15 protein-coding genes and 1 tRNA gene are annotated in these 15,908 nt (G+C 64.5%); 6 read left to right on the top strand and 10 right to left on the bottom strand.

All coding sequences use genetic code 11. From position 1 onward, the window contains the following. The first annotated feature begins 365 nt into the window (after positions 1 to 365). From NLR35_RS06280 to NLR35_RS06270, 3 genes are all read left to right on the top strand, one after another. The gene (locus NLR35_RS06280; protein WP_257165674.1) at positions 366 to 1,925 is read left to right on the top strand and encodes an oleate hydratase; all 1,560 of its coding nucleotides are present in this window, start codon (positions 366 to 368) and stop codon (positions 1,923 to 1,925) included. A gap of 32 nt (positions 1,926 to 1,957) precedes the next feature. Further along, the gene (locus NLR35_RS06275) at positions 1,958 to 2,767 is read left to right on the top strand and encodes a hypothetical protein (RefSeq protein WP_257165673.1); all 810 of its coding nucleotides are present in this window, start codon (positions 1,958 to 1,960) and stop codon (positions 2,765 to 2,767) included. A gap of 118 nt (positions 2,768 to 2,885) precedes the next feature. Then, positions 2,886 to 4,445: an oleate hydratase gene (locus NLR35_RS06270; protein ID WP_257165672.1), complete on the top strand. Its 1,560-nt coding sequence runs from the start codon at positions 2,886 to 2,888 to the stop codon at positions 4,443 to 4,445. Between the two features lie 518 nt (positions 4,446 to 4,963). On the opposite strand, the gene NLR35_RS06265 is transcribed toward NLR35_RS06270, so the two are convergent. The 10 genes from NLR35_RS06265 to NLR35_RS06220 form a co-directional block, all read right to left on the bottom strand. Continuing rightward, the gene (locus NLR35_RS06265; RefSeq protein WP_257165671.1) at positions 4,964 to 5,845 is read right to left on the bottom strand and encodes a GyrI-like domain-containing protein; all 882 of its coding nucleotides are present in this window, start codon (positions 5,843 to 5,845) and stop codon (positions 4,964 to 4,966) included. Positions 5,846 to 5,940: 95 nt separating this feature from the next. Further along, positions 5,941 to 6,360, bottom strand: coding sequence for a hypothetical protein (locus NLR35_RS06260; protein ID WP_257165670.1), 420 nt, complete (start codon positions 6,358 to 6,360; stop codon positions 5,941 to 5,943). Positions 6,361 to 6,448: 88 nt separating this feature from the next. Continuing rightward, entirely contained in the window at positions 6,449 to 7,324 is an 876-nt protein-coding gene (locus NLR35_RS06255) for a class I SAM-dependent methyltransferase (RefSeq protein WP_257165669.1), read from the bottom strand. A gap of 631 nt (positions 7,325 to 7,955) precedes the next feature. Then, a tRNA-Pro gene (locus tag NLR35_RS06250) sits at positions 7,956 to 8,033 on the bottom strand. Positions 8,034 to 8,143: 110 nt separating this feature from the next. Continuing rightward, complete coding sequence (locus tag NLR35_RS06245; protein ID WP_257165668.1) at positions 8,144 to 8,707, bottom strand: MerR family transcriptional regulator; 564 nt, start codon at positions 8,705 to 8,707, stop codon at positions 8,144 to 8,146. A gap of 110 nt (positions 8,708 to 8,817) precedes the next feature. Next, entirely contained in the window at positions 8,818 to 9,177 is a 360-nt protein-coding gene (locus tag NLR35_RS06240; RefSeq protein ID WP_257165667.1) for an integration host factor subunit alpha, read from the bottom strand. 135 nt (positions 9,178 to 9,312) lie between these two features. After that, positions 9,313 to 10,287, bottom strand: a complete 975-nt coding sequence (locus NLR35_RS06235) for a beta-ketoacyl-ACP synthase III (protein ID WP_257165666.1) — start codon at positions 10,285 to 10,287, stop codon at positions 9,313 to 9,315. Beyond that, the gene (gene plsX / locus NLR35_RS06230) at positions 10,284 to 11,345 is read right to left on the bottom strand and encodes a phosphate acyltransferase PlsX (RefSeq protein ID WP_257165665.1); all 1,062 of its coding nucleotides are present in this window, start codon (positions 11,343 to 11,345) and stop codon (positions 10,284 to 10,286) included. The genes NLR35_RS06235 and plsX overlap by 4 nt, the downstream gene beginning before the upstream one ends. Positions 11,346 to 11,660: 315 nt before the next feature. Continuing rightward, positions 11,661 to 12,296 (bottom strand): DUF177 domain-containing protein, encoded by a 636-nt coding sequence (locus NLR35_RS06225; RefSeq protein ID WP_257165664.1) that lies wholly within the window; start codon positions 12,294 to 12,296, stop codon positions 11,661 to 11,663. A 5-nt stretch (positions 12,297 to 12,301) separates the two neighbouring features. After that, on the bottom strand, positions 12,302 to 12,838 hold the full coding sequence (locus tag NLR35_RS06220) for a ubiquinol-cytochrome C chaperone family protein (protein WP_257165663.1): 537 nt from the start codon (positions 12,836 to 12,838) through the stop codon (positions 12,302 to 12,304). A gap of 130 nt (positions 12,839 to 12,968) precedes the next feature. On the opposite strand from NLR35_RS06220, the gene NLR35_RS06215 reads away from it, so the two are divergent. The 3 genes from NLR35_RS06215 to NLR35_RS06205 all read left to right on the top strand — a co-directional run bounded on the left by NLR35_RS06215 (position 12,969) and on the right by NLR35_RS06205 (position 15,895). Continuing rightward, entirely contained in the window at positions 12,969 to 13,430 is a 462-nt protein-coding gene (locus tag NLR35_RS06215; RefSeq protein WP_006612783.1) for an outer membrane protein assembly factor BamE, read from the top strand. Positions 13,431 to 13,587: 157 nt separating this feature from the next. Further along, complete coding sequence (locus tag NLR35_RS06210; protein ID WP_257165662.1) at positions 13,588 to 14,595, top strand: tripartite tricarboxylate transporter substrate binding protein; 1,008 nt, start codon at positions 13,588 to 13,590, stop codon at positions 14,593 to 14,595. Positions 14,596 to 14,812: 217 nt separating this feature from the next. After that, positions 14,813 to 15,895: a DUF2336 domain-containing protein gene (locus NLR35_RS06205; protein WP_257165661.1), complete on the top strand. Its 1,083-nt coding sequence runs from the start codon at positions 14,813 to 14,815 to the stop codon at positions 15,893 to 15,895. The last annotated feature ends 13 nt before the right edge of the window (positions 15,896 to 15,908 follow it).

Genomic DNA, 15,908 nt, shown 5'->3' with positions numbered 1-15,908 from the left:
CACCATTGTCGACCGAGGGACCGCGGTGGGCACGGCGCGCGATGGAGAAGGTCCTATCAACAACATCGCGGGCGCGCCTTTGCCCACCCTACCGCACTCCTCCCCGTCATCGCGAGCGTAGCGAAGCGATCCAGAGTCCCGCACACCACTCTGGATTGCTTCGCTGCGCTCGCAATGACGATGGAGAGACCGCGCGCCCCGGGACATTGCGCCGCACCCGGACAAACGACCTCAAGCTGTTGACGACTAATTTATCCCGCTGCGGTAACATGACGCTTGGCAGGCTTTGTTACGGCCAGTGATTCGCCGCGCCTGCCGGCATTTTTCCTATTTTGTTTCAAACCTTTAAATCGCAGGTCGGCATCATGAAGGCCTATTTCATCGGCGGCGGCATCGGTTCGCTCTCAGGCGCAGCATTCATGGTCCGGGACGGCGGCGTGCCCGGGCAGAACATCACCATCTTCGAGAAGCGCCTGCCCTATGGCGGCAGTCTGGATGGCGCCCGGTTGCCGGACGGCTCGTACTCGATGCGCGGCGGGCGGATGCTCACCACCACGCAATATGAATGCACCTGGGATCTGCTGTCGACGATCCCGAGCGCCTCCCAGCCGTCCGAGAACATCCTCAGCGAAACCGAGATGTTCAACAAGCTGCATGTCACGCATGCGCAGGCGCGCCTCGTCGACCGCAACCGGCACAAGGTCGACGTCTCCACGATGGGCTTCTCGATGCAGGACCGCATCGAGATGACCAGGCTGACCGAGACCTCCGAGGACAAGCTCGGCAATTCGCTGATCTCGGACTGGCTGTCGCCGCCGTTCTTCACCACGAATTTCTGGCTGATGTGGCAGACGGCGTTCGCCTTCCAGCCCTGGCACAGCGCGGTCGAGTTCAGGCGCTACATGCGCCGCTTCATGAACGAATTCCCGACGATGAATACGCTCGGCGGCGTCAAGCGCACGGTCTACAATCAGAACGACTCGATCGTGAAGCCGCTGATGCGCTGGCTCGAGGACCGCGGCGTTAACTTCGTCGGCGGTGCCGATGTGACCGACATCGCGCTCTCGACGGAGAACGGCAGGCATCGCGCCACGCGCCTCGACCTCGAGCAGAACGGCGCGAGCCGCAGCATCGATCTCGCCGCCGACGACCTCGTGTTCTACACGGCCGGCTCGATGACCGATGCGACCAGCCTCGGCAGCCATGACAGCCCACCGAAGCAGCTCACCAAGCACGACAGCCATGGCTGGGCGCTGTGGGAGAAGCTCGCCGCCGGCCGGCCCGAATTCGGCAATCCCGCGATCTTCAATTCGAACATCCCGGAGTCGAGCTTCGAGTCGTTCACGGTGACCTGCCGGAACGCGCGCTTCTTCGATACGATGCAGGCCTTCAGCGGCAACGTCGCCGGCACCGGCGCCCTCGTGTCCTTCAAGGATTCGAACTGGCTTCTCTCGATCGTGCTGTACGCCCAGCCGTATTTTCCGGACCAGCCCGAAGCCATCCAGATCTTCTGGGGCTATGGTCTCTATCCCGATCGCGTCGGCAATTTCGTGCCCAAGCCGATGTCCGAATGCAGCGGCGCGGAGATCCTGAAGGAGCTGTGCGGGCACCTGCGCTTCCCGCTCACGGTGTTCGACGACGCCACCTGCGTGCCGTGCTGGATGCCCTACATCATGAGCGAGTTCATGCCGCGCAACCCGGGCGACCGGCCATTGCCGGTGCCGCCGACCTCGCAAAACCTCGCTTTCCTCGGCCAGTTCGTCGAGCTGCCGGAGGATGCCGTGTTCACCATCGAATATTCGGTGCGCGGGGCCATGCACGCGGTCTATCAGCTCATGAACATCGACCGCGCCATTCCGCCGGTGACGCCTTACGACAAATCGTTGAAGGTGCTATTGCAGGCAGCGGTGAAATCATTCGCTTGAACCACTGTCTCACAGTGAAGGCCCGATTGGACATGCGTGCCCTGCTGATTGTTCTCTGCCTGGTTCCCGGAATTGCATTCGCAAAACCTGTCAAGACCGAGCTGTTCGGTCACACCATCGAGATCAAGGAAGTCCCGCCCGACGATGACGACCAGCTGTTCGTCGACGGCAAGCTGCTCCTGACGAAGCACATCATCGATCTCGACAACAACGGCCGGATCGGTGCCACCGATTTCGTGATCGGCTCGAGCAGCGACGGCGGCAACGCGTGCGACGAATCGCCCTTCGTGCTCCGGTTCACGGCGAACCAGCCCGTTCGCCTGGACGGGCCGCTCAATAACTGCGCGATCGTGAAACAGACGATCGAGCCCGATCGGATCGTGTTCGAGACGGCGCCCAGGTCGACACTCCGCGGGCACCGTTGGACATGGACGGCGAACGGATTCGGTCCGGTCGAGGACTTGAAATTCCAGACCGCCGCCAAGGGATGGGACGCGCTGGGCCGCGGTGCCATCTACAATACGGAGGAGCTCCTGGGATACGCCGAGCTGGCCAAGGCGCTCAAGGCGGCAGTGTCGAGCGCCCGATATCCTGATCTCCAATGGACCCTGAGCGGGCTGGGGAAGGTCCGCTACGACGGCAAGATCTTCATCGGCGAAGCCTGCCAATTGCATAACTGCAGCACCACCGCGGCGCTGGTGGTGATGGATGCCGCGACCAAGCGGGTCGCGGTGGCGATGCGCTACAACGACAAGCCACTCCTGATCGTGCCGGCGGATGCGAAATGGCCCGCCGAGGCCCAGAAGGATCTGGAAAAATGGCGTCGCGACAATGTGCGCTGAGGTCTGCGCGCCGCGCGAGATCGTGATCGCTGCGCCCCAGGCGAGTTGACCTGGATCAGTTCCGCCACTGCTGTCAGCCGCTAAGCCCCGGATCGTAACAGACGATCCAGGTGACATCATGAAAGCGTACTTCATCGGCAGTGGCATCGGCGCCCTTGCTGGAGCGGCATTTCTGATCCGCGACGGCGGCGTCGCGGGCAGCAACATCAGCATCTTTGAGAAGAACCTCCCGTTCGGCGGCAGTCTCGACGGCACGCAATTGCCCGACGGTTCGTTCTCGCTGCGCGGCGGCCGCATGCTGACCACCGATCACTACGAATGCACGTGGGATCTGCTCTCGACCATCCCAGGCGGCAGCGATCCGAACCGCACGGTGCGCGACGAGACGCTCGCCTTTAACAAGGACCATGTCGCGCATTCGCAGGCGCGCCTGGTCGATCGCAACCGCCACAAGGTCGACGTCTCGACGATGGGCTTCTCGATGCAGGACCGGCTCGAGCTCGTCAGGCTGACGGAAGCCTCCGAGGAGAAGCTCGGCAACTCCCGCATCACCGACTGGCTGTCACCGCCGTTCTTCACCACGAAGTTCTGGTTCATGTGGCAGACGACCTTCGCGTTCCAGCCCTGGCACAGCGCGGTCGAGTTCAAGCGCTATCTGCATCGCTTCATGAACGAGTTTCCGCGCATCGAGACGCTCGCCGGCGTCAAGCGCACCGTGTTCAATCAGTACGATGCGATCGTCGTGCCGCTGATGAAATGGCTGGAAGGCCATGGCGTGAACTTCGAGGGCGGTGTCGACGTCACGGACATGGCGATCACGACCGAGGCCGGCAAGCATGTGGTGACGCAGCTGACGCTGGATCGCAATGGCAAGACCGAGGCGCTAACTGTCGCGGCCGACGATCTCGTGTTCTTCCAGAACGGCTCGATGACCGACGCCACCAGCCTCGGCTCGCAATACGCGCCGCCGCCACGGCTGACCAAGCGCGAGAGCAAGGGCTGGGCGTTGTGGGAGAAGATCGCGCAGGGTCGTCCGGAGTTCGGCAATCCCGACGCGTTCAACTCCTCGATTCCGGAATCCTGCTGGGAGTCCTTCACCGTCACCTGCCGGAATCCGCGCTTCTTCGACGCGATGGAAGCCTTCAGCGGCAACAAGGCCGGCACCGGCGGCCTCGTCACCTTCACCGAGTCCAACTGGCTCATGTCGATCGTGCTGTATCACCAGCCGCATTTCGTCGGTCAGCCCCGGGATGTGCAGGTGTTCTGGGGCTATGCGCTGCACCCCGATCGCATCGGCAATTTCGTGCCGAAGGCGATGGCGGATTGCAGCGGCGCCGAAATCTTGAAGGAGCTGTGCGGCCATCTCAACTTCGAGCTCGCGGTGTTCGACAATGCGAGCTGCGTGCCCTGCCGCCTGCCCTACATCACCAGCATGTTCATGCCGCGCCATAAGAGCGACCGGCCGCTGCCGGTGCCGGCGACCTCCAGGAACCTCGCCTTCATCAGCCAGTTCGTCGAGATCCCCGATGATGTCGTGTTCACGGTGGAATATTCGGTGCGCGCGGCGCAGATGGCGGTCTATCAGCTGCTCGACATTACCCGGGCCATTCCGCCGATTACGCGTCACGACAAATCGTTGCGTGTGCTGATCGAGACCGTGGAGAAGGCGCTTGCCTGACATCGAGCTGCCGGCTTGGCCTCTGTCGAAACGAAAACGCCCGGATCGTCATCGATCCGGGCGTTTTTCCGTCAGGCGAGATGCAATCGATCTCTATGCATCATGAGGTGAATTGATCAATAGCCCAGCAGCGCAAGACCGACCCAGCTCACGGCAAACAGCGACAACACCGACGTTGCAGCGGCAAAAACCGACAGCGAAAGCTTCAAAGTCCTGAGGACCATACGCGCCTCCTACGACGACAATGAACAGCACATCGAGGTAAACCCCGACGTCAGTCTGAAATTTCCTGAAACCCGGCTCCGCATCGAGCCGAATACAGGTTGGTTGGCGCGTACGCGCAAAGGTTCAATGTCAGGGTGTATCGCCACACCCCGGCCATTGCGGGGGACAACGCGGATGCTGGCGTTGCGGTTCCGACCGGGAACTAGAACCTCTCAAAACAAGCTGCGTTCCGTGCAGCTTGGGACTTCGAAGAAGGCGACCTGCCGCGCCTTCGACAGGTCGCCATCGCCGACCTATTTCAATGGCAGAAAGAGATCCGCCACCGTTTCATGCTCCGGCACCTCCGGGAACAACCTCAGCCGCTGGCAGTAGATCGGGAAGTCCCGCGCCTCCTCGCCGCTGGCGGGGAGCCAATCGCGGTAGAGATAGATCGCGGCGGGCTCCAGATTGTGCGTATTGCCGACCACGCGGAGCACGGCACAGCGGCCGGCTGGAATCTCGCCGGCCTTGATCTGCTCGCCGTGGTCGGCGATCGGCTGATCGGTCCCGACGCACAGGTCCACGCTATAGTCGGCCGGCGACTCCGGACGGCGCTCGGAGCGCCAGACCGTGAAGGTCGGGTTCGTCTGGGGATGGAGACCCGCGGCCCTTCGCCAGGCGATGAAGCGCTGGATGGTGGCGCCGAGCGTCGCCGGATCGCCACGATGCTCCATGATCGCGACCGGCGTGGTCGGCACATCGCGAATCGTCACGTCGTCAGGGGTAAAGGTCGTCCGCATCAGCTTGCTCCTCGCGTCGTCGAGAGGCCCGAAGGCCGCAAGCCACGGCTCCCAATCGGGAGACTTCCGGAACGATGACGGTGACTGCCCGAACCTCTGTCGAAAGGCACGGGCAAAAGCGTCCGGCGCATCATAGCCGGCGTCCATTGCCACATCGGTGACGCTCTGAGCATCGCTATAGGCCAGCTGGTAGGATGCGCGCTTCATGCGGGCGAGCTGGATGTAGCGATACACCGAGAGACCGAAGGTCGCCGTGAACTGCCGGTGGAAATGATACTTCGAATAGGCCGCGATGCTGCTCAGGGCGTCCAGATCCAGATCATCGTCCAGATGCCGGTCGATATGATCCATCACCCGTTGCATCCGGGCGTGGTAGTTTCGCAGCGCCGCTGTCATCGTTCCCTGCTCCGTGGCAGCCGCAACTAAGCGCGCCCGCAGCGGATGCGCTCGACCGATCTTGCGGTTCGGTCAGGCGGCACAAAAGGATCGTGTCACTTCTTATTGGTCTGATCTTTCTTGCTCGCGCAGATCTTCACGAAGACAGGATAGGCGCCCCCCGTTCCGTGCTCATACAAATTGAAAATGTAGCGGCCGGGCTTGTCGGTGTAGACGATCCGGTCGCGCTCCTCACGGTAGCCGCTCTTGAGAAAGCCATCGGGCCCGTTCACCCAGACCTGCTCGCCGTTATGAGCAACGGCCTCCATCCCGCCCTTCTCGTTCAACTGCTGCTCCACGACCGCGACGGTCAGAGCCTGCCCGCCGGCAAAGTTGCCGTAGAAGCGCGTATCCAGCCCTTGGTAAGACCAACACTGCGATCCCGCTTGCATGTTGATTTGAACGTCGGCGCTCGAGACCCCGGGACAAGCGATCACCAGGACAATGGTTGAGAGCAGGCTCGTCATCTTGCGCATCGTGAAACGCTCTCTCTTTGTCGGAAGACGTGCTGGTCGGCCCGCGCCGGTCCGGAATGCCGCCGCGCGACGAATCCGTCGCGGCGAACTACGGATCGACGGCGGTCACGATCCAGAACGAGGCGGGCACCATGACGCCCTGCCCCTTGGCGTAGCGCGCGAGCGCCTTCCTCACGGCCGCTGTCGCAGCTTGCAGCGGCTCGGCCGGCTGACCGGCGACGGCGCGGCCGGCAGGGCCGACCGCGAGCGCCGTCTGCACGGCGGCATCGAGGCCGCTGCCGGCGCCAAGATCGAGCGCGACATCGCAACGCTCCAGCCGGACCCGGCGCAAGCCTGCATCGGTCATCACCTTCTCCGCCCAGTCGGCGGCGCCGAAGGCGAAATCGTCCGGCGCATGCGGCCGCAAGCCCGGCAGCTTGGGCACGTGGTCATAGGCCGCCTGCAACGGCTCGAGCGCCCAGGGATTGTCACGCAGTTCGCCCCAGCAGGCGAACGCGACGCGGCCTTCCGAGCGCAGCGCATTGCGGATGTTGAGCACGGCGCGGACCGGATCGGCGAAGTACATCACGCCGAGTCGCGAGATCACGAGGTCAGCGCTCGCGGCCTTGAAGTGATGCACCATGGCATCGCCCTGCACGAAGCTGACCGGCGCCTCGGCCGGCGCGAGCTCATGCGCTGATGTCAGCATCGACGCGGAAACGTCGAGCCCGAGCACGCTGCCGCCGGGGCCGACCTTCTCCGCCGCCGCGATCAGGGTCGCGCCGCAACCACAGCCGATGTCGAGCACTTGTTCGCCCGGCTGGATCGCGGCCCGCTCCAGCAGCGCCTCCTGCACTGGCGCCAGCATCGCGTCGATCTCCGAGCGCCGCGCCAGCCAGCGCGCCCCGCCCGCTCCGTTCCAGAAGGCGATCTGCTCGGCGTTCTCGAAATGACCAAAGGAGGTGTCGACGACGGCGGCATCCATGCGGGAACTCGGAGCATTATCCAAAAACAAAAGCGAGCTCCGGCGCCGAACGGGCACCGGGAGCCCCAAGCCAGGAGTTTAGGCGGCGACCGGCGGGTTGAAAAGCCGGCGCGACGCGCTCACGGGGTCACGTCGCGCTCACGCGTGTTCTCACGGTCATGGTTCTGCCGATGAGGCAGGACCTCCGACCGCGGCATGGAGCCTGCGCTCCCGCCGGGTCGTGATGCTTTCGTCGATCACGCGTTGGGCACGGGTGAACAGAGGATCCATCATCGACCATGCTCAAGCCGGAGGGGTGCCGCCGCCCCCATTGTCGCCCCCGGCGTCGCTCGGCGTCGCCTCGGTCGGGAACGGCTCATAGCTTTTTCGGCCCAGAAACGTATCCGATCGATCTTCAATGGAAAATAGACGTGCTTCCGCATTGCGGCGCGCTCCCTGACCATGCAGGCGGGAGCGCAATCGGTCTCTCAGCCCCCAGCGCCTACGGGCAGAGCCTCAGCCGGGGATGAGGGACAATAGCGCGGATATGGGCTGGTTCCAAAGGGAAACGGTGCCGGCGACCGCAACATCTGTCTGCGCCAAGCTTGCACCCGATCCGGGCGATCCGGGTCGCTATCACAGCGATGTAAAATGGTCGGAGCGGCGGGATTCGAACCCACGACCCCTAGTCCCCCAGACTAGTGCGCTAACCGGGCTGCGCCACGCTCCGATGGCCGATCCTGTAGCCGCGATTGGGATGGGATGCAAGGTCGGGCGGGCGGGTTTCGTGGGGGCGGAGGGATGGGCGGAGGGTTATAGTCCCCCCTCTCACCCGGCGCGTCAGACCTCTTTCATCGCCCGATCCAGCAGCGCGCGGCAGTCCAGCAGCTCCTTGAGCACGCCTTCGAGCTTGTCGCGCTCCTCCGGTTTCATGCCGGCGCGGGTGGGTGGGCCGACACGGAAGGTGTCGAGGATGTCGTCCTCGGTGTCGACGAAGCGGAAATCGATGCCTTCCTCCTCGGAGGCCTCCTCCTCTTCATCCTCCGATTCGACCTCGGCCTCGCCGATCGGCTCCTCTTCCATCATGGCCTGGCCGAGGGTTTCCTCGAGCGCGCCAAAGGAGACTGCGGCGGAGCTGTCGGCCAGCCCCTGCACGGACTTGACGCCGTGCTCCTTCAGGATCCGCTGCACGCCTTTGATCGTGTAGCCTTCGCTGTAGAGCAGACGGCGGATGCCCTTGAGCAGATCGACGTCGTCGGGCCGGTAATAGCGCCGGCCCCCGCTTCGCTTCATCGGCTTGATCTGGGCGAACCGCGTCTCCCAAAACCGCAGCACGTGCTGCGGAATGTCGAGCTCCTGCGCGACCTCGCTGATCGTCCGAAACGCATCCGGCGCCTTGTCCAAATGCCCGTTCCCCTTCGATCGTGCTGACAAGATGTGACGCTAGGCTACGCTGACAATGACACTTTTGGGCCGGCCCGGCGGGCCGGGCTCGCTCTGGGCCGGACCCGAGGCTACTCGGTCTCGGCGCTGAACTCGGAGGCAGCCGCGTCGCCGTTCATCTTGCCGTTGGACTGCTGGCCGTTGATGCGCTGCTTGAGGATCGCGGACGGCTTGAACACCATCACCCGCCGCGGCGAGATCGGCACTTCCGTGCCGGTCTTCGGGTTACGTCCGATGCGCTGACCCTTCTTGCGCACCATGAACGAGCCGAACGACGACAGCTTGACCGTCTCGCCACGTTCGAGGCAGTCGGTGATCTCCTTCAAGACCAGCTCGACGAAGGCGGACGACTCCGTCCGCGACAGGCCCACCTTCTGGTAGACTGCCTCGCACAGATCAACCCGTGTAACTGTTTTTCCGGTTCCCGCCATCGCCTGCCCCAAACTCACGGCGAATAATTCGCTCCGGAAATTAAGAGGTTAAGCGGCGATGGTCAACAGCAGCGTGAACGGAACTGCAGGGCTAAGCGTCAATCGCCCCAGCTAAATCTCGTGGGACGGAATGGCTCACCAGCGCACCAGCGCCGAGCCCCAGGTAAATCCGCCGCCCATCGCCTCCAACAGAACCACGTCGCCCTTCTTGATCCGGCCGTCCTTGACGGCGACATCGAGCGCCAGCGGGATCGACGCGGCCGAGGTATTGCCGTGCCGATCGACCGTCAGCACCACCTTTTCCGGCGCGATGTGCAGCTTGTGGGCGGAGGCGTCGATGATTCGCTTGTTGGCCTGGTGGGGCACGAACCAGTCGATGGTCTCGGCCGACTGGCCGGTCGCCTCGAAAGCGTCGACGATCACGTCGGTGATCATGCCGACCGCGTGCTTGAACACCTCGCGGCCCTCCATGCGGAGATGACCGACGGTCTGGGTCGAGGACGGGCCGCCGTCGACATAGAGCTTGGACTTGTGCCGGCCGTCGGAGCGCAGATGCGTGGTCAGCACGCCGCGATCGGCGGAGGTCCCGTCCTGCTTCTGGGCATCCAGCACCAGGGCGCCGGCGCCGTCGCCGAACAGCACGCAGGTGGTGCGGTCATTCCAGTCGAGGATGCGCGAGAAAGTTTCGGCGCCGATCACCAGCGCGCGCTTGAACGAGCCGCTGCGCAGAAAATTGTCGGCGGTCGCGAGCGCAAAGACGAAGCCGGAGCACACCGCCTGCAGGTCGAACGCCGCACCATGATGGATGCCGAGCCCGTTCTGGACGGCGACTGCGGTCGCCGGGAAGGTATTGTCAGGCGTCGACGTGCCCAACACGATCAGATCGATCGACTGCGGATCGACGTCGGCTGCCGCAAGCGCCGCACGGGCGGCATTGATCGCAAGGTGAGAGGTGAACTCGCCGTCAGCCGCAACATGGCGCTCCCGGATGCCGGTACGCTGGACGATCCAATCGTCAGATGTCTCGATGCGGCTTGCCAGCTCGGCATTGGTCACGACCCGCTGCGGAAGATAGGAGCCACAGCCGAGCACGACCGAACGAATTGTCACGAGACAGCCTCCTGGGCGACCGGTTCGGACGCCAATGCGCCGCCGTCGCGATTGAGTGTTTGAGTGATCTTGGTCAGGAGATCGCAGCGGGCCATCTCATAGCCAACCCTGACGGCGGAGGCAAAGCCCTCGGCATCGGTTCCGCCATGGCTCTTGACCACAATGCCCTTGAGCCCGAGCACCACGCTGCCGTTGGACCGGCGTGGGTCGAGCCGGGCGCGCAGCGCCGCGAAGGCGCCGCGGGCAAACAGGTAGCCGATCCGGGCCATGACGCTCGCCTGGATCGCGCCGCGCAGGAATTCAGTGACCTGGCGCGCCGTGCCCTCGGCTGCCTTCAGCGCGATATTGCCGCTGAAGCCTTCGGTCACGACCACGTCAGCGGCGCCCTTGCCGATGCCGTCGCCCTCGACGAAGCCGATATAATCGAGCTGAGGCAGGTTCATCGCGCGCAGCTGCTCGGCCGCCTCGCGAATCTCCTCGTGGCCCTTCATCTCCTCGACGCCGATGTTGAGGAGTCCGACGGTCGGCTTGGGCTTGTCGAACAGCACGCTCGCCAGCGCGCTGCCCATCACCGACAGCGCTACGAGATGATGCGCATCGCCGCCGATGGTGGCGCCGAGATCGAGCACCACCGATTCGCCGCGCGTGGTGGGCCAGATCGCGGCCAGCGCCGGCCGGTCGATGCCATCCAGCGTGCGCAGGCAGAAACGGGCCATTGCGACCAGCGCGCCGGTGTTGCCGGCGGACACCGCGACGTCAGCCTCCCCCTTCTTCACGGCTTCGATGGCGAGCCACATCGACGAGGTCTTGCGGCCGCGCCGCAGCGCCTGGCTCGGCTTTTCGTCGTTGCCGACGGCAACATCGGTGTGGATGACGCGCGAGACCGCCTTCAACCTTGGGTGCTGGTCGAGCTGGGCAGCGATTTTGCCGCTGTCGCCGAACAGCAGGAATTCCGCATCGGGATGGCGGCTGAGCGCGATCGCGGCACCGGGAATGACGACGGACGCGCCGAAATCCCCGCCCATGGCGTCCAGCGCGATTCGAACCTTTTGAGGCATGACGTCCCGGAAACCTGATCCTGATCTCGTCTCGGCCGTGTCGTGCTTGGCCGTCTTGTTGTGGTCGTGAGAGGCCCTGCACTGCCAAAGGGGCAGTCCCAGGGCCGGCTGAGCGGCTTGGTCGCCCCCGACACGGCCGCGACAATAGCGTCTCTCCGTGTCGAAACAACCTCCCGGCCCGATGCCATTTTGCAACCGTTGCCGTCCCGGCACTTCCGGAAAAGCGCAGATTGACGTTCAAGAACAGTCACTTGCGCTCATTTTCGAAGCTTTCCGACCAAGATCAGCCGGCATCCCATTGTCGGGAGTAACGTCTCAATCCTTGGTGGGCTTCTTCGGCCGGCCGTTACGCGGTGGCGCGTCCGCACCGGCTTTGAGCGACTTCAGCGCGGCAAAGGGGTGGTCCTCCGCGGAGGCCGCCTCCGCCGGCTGCTCGAACACGGCGCCCGGCTTGCGCGGATAGGGATCGATGGCCAGGAACAGCGCGTCGGCGGCGAGACGGCCGAGATCGATCTGGCCGTTGATGATCGGCTCCGGCGGATCTGCGGTGTCGACCTCGCTGTTCGGATCGTCCTCGACGAAGTCGGCCAGCTCCGGAATCTGCTCCGGCGGGGCGAACATTTGATCGATCGGCTCATCGATCTCGGTTTCGATCGGATCGAGGGTGAGGACGCAGGTCTGGCCGATCCGGGCGCGCACCCGGCCCTCGACATGCACCTTGCCGTCGCGCTTCTCCACCACGTCGAAGGAGGCATGGGCGGAGAGCACCTCGCGCAGCTCGCCGATCTCGGCCAGCGCGGCGCGCGCGGCCGCATCCGCCTCGATCTCGCGATGCAGCCCGGCCTCGGGGATCTGCGCCACGATCACCGGCGCCGCTCGCCAAGGATCTCTCGGTTGGTCCTTGCCGGGCTCGCGCGGCGTCTCGCGGGAGTGTTCTCTGTCTCTGCTCATGTCGCTCAGTCCTGCTGCACCGGGCGCGGGAAGCTCCAGGTCGCGCCGAGCAGCTTGTTGTCGTCGATGGCGGCAAGTTGCGCGGCCACCCGTCCCGCATAGGCGGCAAGTCCGGCCGCGCTGTCCGGATGCTCTCCGTTCAAGATATTCTTCCGCAGCGCGTCCGCCAGTTGGGCCTCGCTCTCCGACCAGGCGAGGTCATAGGCCGCGGTGCGGCCGTAGAACGCCTCGCCGAATTTCTGCATCCGCTTGGGCACCGTGAGATCGCCCACCCCCATCTCGCGCAGATTGTCGTCCATGTCGTCGCAGAACCGGTCGAACAACGCCTGCGACAACTCCGCCCCCACCCCGCGCAGCCGGCGCAGCACCAGCCAGAGGTGCAGAATCAACAGATCGAACCGTCCCTCGACCGTGTCAGGGACATTTAAGTGTCTATAAAACAACGGTTCTCTGGTTTGCGCCACGATCATGCCATAGATCGGCTCGATGGTCCCGCGCGGGGACGGTCGCAACTTCCTGAGATGGTTGAATGGCCAGAGCATGAAGGTTCCGCGGCTTGAGTTTCCGTGACCCGGTGCGGGGGCATGTTGCAATCCGCTGCTTTGCCCGGTACGTCAACGCCCTGCCCGACGCAAGGGGACGGGATCCGATCTGAAGAAGATGACCCACACAATGCGAATGACCGCCCGCCTGCTCAACCATGGCCTCAGCACCCGTCTGCGCACCGCCGGCGCCATCGCGCTGACCTGCCTCGCGCTGGCCGCCTGCACCGGCGAGCAGTTCCAGAAGGGCTACATCATGCCGCCCGGCGCGCTGGAGCAGATCCCGATCGGCGCCAGCCAGGACCAGGTGCTGATCGTGATGGGGACTCCCTCCACGGTCGCGACGCTCGACGGCGAGGTGTTCTATTACATCTCCCAGCGCGCCGAGCGCACGGTGGCCTTCATGAACCAGAAGGTCGTGGACCAGCGCGTCGTCGCGATCTATTTCGACAAGAACCGCCAGGTCCGGCGGCTTGCCAATTACGGCATGAAGGACGGCAAGATCTTCGACTTCGTCAGCCGCACCACGCCGACCTCGGGCCAGGAGCTCAGCTACCTGACGCCGCTGTTCAAGCTGCTCAGCTTCAACTGATCCGCAGCTGATGGCCGTCGTCCGGAATATTGATTCCGGGTCACGGCAGGAACGATGTCAGCTGCGCTGATTGGCGCAGCTTGCGTGCGTTTCCCGTGCTTGCTCTGGCGGCGCAATCGTCCCTACCCTCCCACCCAACAAAAGCTGGGAGGAATCATTGGCTCATCGCATCGCGCTGTCGCGCCGCAAGCTGCTATCCGGCGCCGCGGCGCTGTCCACCGCCGCCATTCTGCCGCGCACGAGCTTCGCCGACTGGCGTCCGACCGAAACGGTGAAGCTGATCGTGCCGGCAGCGCCAGGCGGCAGCACCGACGTGATGGGCCGGCTATTGGCCGCACATCTGCAGACGGCGTGGGGACAATCCGCCGTGGTCGAGAACCGGTCCGGCGGTGGCGGCACGATCGGCACCGCCGAAGTGGCGCGCAACACCAAGGGCGACGGCTATACCATCCTGATCGGCAATCCCGGCCCCAACGCGATCGCCTATTCGATCTTCCGCAACCTCGCCTACAAGCCGGATCAGCTGCAGGCGGTGTCGAACATGATCCGCATCCCGAACATCGTCTCGGCGCATCCGTCGACCGGGATCAAATCGATCCCCGAGCTGATCGCCTACCTGAAGGCCAATCCCGACAAGCTGAATTACGGCTCATCCGGCGTCGGCCAGAGCCCGCACCTCACCGGCGCCTGGTTCCTGCAGCTCACGGGCCTGAAGATGACGCACATCCCGTTCCGCGGCGCCGGCCCGGCGTTGCAGGCCGCGCTCGCCGGTGACATCCAGATCCTGTTCGACAACCTGTTTCCGTCGCTGCCGCAGATCCAGGACGGCAAGCTGACCGGCCTGTGCGTGACGACCCCCGAGCGCAGCGCCAATGCGCCGGACATGCCGACCATGCGCGAGAGCGCGCCGGAGCTTGCCAAGTTCGACGTGTCGTCCTGGTTCGGCGTGTTCCTGCCCAAGGCCTGCCCGCCCGAGATCGTCAATGCCCTCAATTTGCAGGTCAAGGCGCTGCTGGAGCGCGAGGACATCCGAAAGAACATCGCCGCGATGGGCGCCCGGGCCGATTACGGCACGCCGCAGCAGTTCGGCGATTTCGTCCAGGCCGAGACCACCAAATTCGCCGCCATCATCCAGAAGGAAGGGCTGCAGATGGATGTGCAGTGAATGGCGCCAGCCGTCCGGGCGACACCGGAGTACCGGCCTTCGGCGTCCGGTGTAACGGCACCTTAAGCCGAATGGTGCGATAGATGACTGCCGCGTGTCTTTGATCTGGTTGCAAGATACCGTCAGCGGATGCCGGGGCGAAGCCCTCCGAGAGGACCTCCCCCTGATCACCGTCCGAAGGGCAGGCAGCGGCGTCGACCATCGCATGAGCCGCGCCTTGCCCAACAAAGTCCTGCATCAGCTCGAAGACATCCTCGCCAGCCGTTACGTCTCGCGACAGTCGGAAATCCTGGATCGTGTCACCGACCTGTTCGTCGTCGGCTCCGGCAAGTTCAACGAAGAGCATGTCGACCTGTTCGATCACGTGCTGTTCAAGCTGCTCGACAACGTCGCCGTCGCGGCCCGGGCGCAGCTCGGCAGCCGTCTCGCAGTGCTGCCGGATGCGCCGCCGCGCCTGATCAAGCTGCTGGCCAGTGACGAGACGATCGCGGTTGCGGGTCCCGTCCTGCGCCAGAGCGACCGGCTCGACGAGCATACGCTGGTCGCCACCGCGCAGGCGCGTAGCCAGGAGCATCTCCTGGCGATCTCCGGCCGCAAGACCCTGACCGAGGCCATCACCGACGTACTGGTCGATCGCGGCGATCAGGCCGTCGTCGCAAACACCGCCAACAATGACGGCGCACGCTTTTCCGAGCACGGATTTTCAGGTCTCGTCACCAAGGCGTCCGGCGATCCCGGCCTCGCGATGAAGCTGTGGAGCCGTCCTGACAGTCCGCGCGAGGTGCTGGTCCGGCTGTTCGTGGAAGCTTCGGACGCCGTGCGCGGTCAGCTCGCGTCGGCCGATGCCTCGCGCAAGGAGATCGTCGAGCTCGCCGTTGCGCAGGCGTCCGATCGGCTTCAGGCGGCGGCGCGCATGCGCTCGGCGGATTTCGCCGACGCGAAGGGCTATGTCGAGATGCTGCACGCGACCGGCCAGCTCCACGAAGCCCAGCTGCACGGCTTTGCCAAGGAAGGCAGCTTCGACAAGGTCACCCTGGCGCTGGCCCTGATGTGCAAGCTGCCGCTCGACGTCGTCGAGCGCTCCTTCGTGCGCAAGCAGCCGGATCAGCTCCTGGTGCTGGCCAAGGCGCTCGACCTCTCCTGGGTCACCACCACGACGCTGCTGTTCATGCAGGCCAGCGCCAGCGGCAGCGCCCGCCCGCAGCTCGATCAGCATCTGGCGAACTTCACACAGATGCAGCCGCGCATGGCGCAGAGCACCCTCCAGAGCTACCGGACGCAGCAGCGCGCGGCGGAGTAGCAAGACTCCCAAG

The organism is Bradyrhizobium sp. SRS-191, assembly GCF_024586915.1.
Lineage (GTDB): Bacteria > Pseudomonadota > Alphaproteobacteria > Rhizobiales > Xanthobacteraceae > Bradyrhizobium.
This window is presented reverse-complemented; position numbering and strand designations above follow the sequence as displayed.

Bases quoted from the DNA above. Each gene is read 5' to 3' on its own strand.
- NLR35_RS06215 (WP_006612783.1), top strand. From the start codon at position 12,969: ATGCGAATGACCGCCCGCCTGCTCAACCATGGCCTCAGCACCCGTCTG.
- NLR35_RS06240 (WP_257165667.1), bottom strand. From the start codon at position 9,177: ATGGCGGGAACCGGAAAAACAGTTACACGGGTTGATCTGTGCGAGGCA.
- NLR35_RS06270 (WP_257165672.1), top strand. From the start codon at position 2,886: ATGAAAGCGTACTTCATCGGCAGTGGCATCGGCGCCCTTGCTGGAGCG.
- NLR35_RS06255 (WP_257165669.1), bottom strand. From the start codon at position 7,324: ATGGATGCCGCCGTCGTCGACACCTCCTTTGGTCATTTCGAGAACGCC.
- plsX (WP_257165665.1), bottom strand. From the start codon at position 11,345: ATGCCTCAAAAGGTTCGAATCGCGCTGGACGCCATGGGCGGGGATTTC.
- NLR35_RS06260 (WP_257165670.1), bottom strand. From the start codon at position 6,360: ATGCGCAAGATGACGAGCCTGCTCTCAACCATTGTCCTGGTGATCGCT.
- NLR35_RS06220 (WP_257165663.1), bottom strand. From the start codon at position 12,838: ATGCTCTGGCCATTCAACCATCTCAGGAAGTTGCGACCGTCCCCGCGC.
- NLR35_RS06225 (WP_257165664.1), bottom strand. From the start codon at position 12,296: ATGAGCAGAGACAGAGAACACTCCCGCGAGACGCCGCGCGAGCCCGGC.
- NLR35_RS06280 (WP_257165674.1), top strand. From the start codon at position 366: ATGAAGGCCTATTTCATCGGCGGCGGCATCGGTTCGCTCTCAGGCGCA.
- NLR35_RS06275 (WP_257165673.1), top strand. From the start codon at position 1,958: ATGCGTGCCCTGCTGATTGTTCTCTGCCTGGTTCCCGGAATTGCATTC.
- NLR35_RS06265 (WP_257165671.1), bottom strand. From the start codon at position 5,845: ATGACAGCGGCGCTGCGAAACTACCACGCCCGGATGCAACGGGTGATG.